The sequence below is a fragment of the Acinetobacter sp. 40AMC3-4 genome (assembly GCF_049898185.1).
Classification (GTDB): Bacteria; Pseudomonadota; Gammaproteobacteria; order Pseudomonadales; family Moraxellaceae; genus Acinetobacter.
This window is the reverse complement of the sequence record NZ_JAFCXG010000033.1, coordinates 1-780: the sequence shown is the minus strand read 5'-3', so window position 1 is coordinate 780 and position 780 is coordinate 1. Positions and strand designations below refer to the sequence as shown.

Here is a 780-nt window from a genome sequence, read left to right as displayed (position 1 = left end):
CATGGCTAAGGCTAAGTTTGAACGTAATAAGCCACACGTTAACGTGGGCACAATTGGTCACGTTGACCATGGTAAAACAACTTTAACAGCTGCAATTGCAACTGTATGTGCGAAGAAATTCGGTGGCGAAGCGAAAGACTACGCTGCAATCGACTCTGCACCAGAAGAAAAAGCACGTGGTATTACAATTAATACTTCACACGTAGAATACGATTCTCCAACTCGTCACTACGCTCACGTAGACTGCCCGGGTCACGCCGATTATGTTAAAAACATGATTACTGGTGCTGCTCAGATGGACGGCGCGATCCTTGTATGTGCTGCGACTGATGGTCCTATGCCACAGACTCGTGAACACATCCTGCTTTCTCGTCAGGTAGGTGTACCTTACATCGTTGTATTCTTGAACAAATGCGACCTTGTAGACGACGAAGAGCTTCTTGAGCTAGTTGAAATGGAAGTTCGTGAACTTCTTTCTACTTACGACTTCCCGGGTGATGACACTCCAGTGATCCGTGGTTCTGCTCTTCTTGCGCTTAACGGTGATGACAGCCAATACGGCGAGCCAGCGGTAGTTGCGCTTGTTGAAGCACTTGACTCTTACATTCCAGAGCCAGAGCGTGCAATTGACCTTCCATTCCTTATGCCAATTGAAGACGTATTCTCAATCTCTGGTCGTGGTACAGTAGTAACTGGCCGTGTAGAGACTGGTATCGTTAAAGTAGGTGAGTCTGTAGAAATCGTTGGTATCCGTGATACTCAAACTACTACAGTAACCGG

Annotated in this window: 1 protein-coding gene; it reads left to right on the top strand. The window is 46.8% G+C overall.

Features of this window, described 5'->3' with window-relative positions:
• Position 1 precedes the first annotated feature (1 nt).
• Positions 2-780: elongation factor Tu (locus ACP7BU_RS15335; RefSeq protein WP_425880205.1), on the top strand; the 779-nt coding region annotated here is incomplete at its 3' end.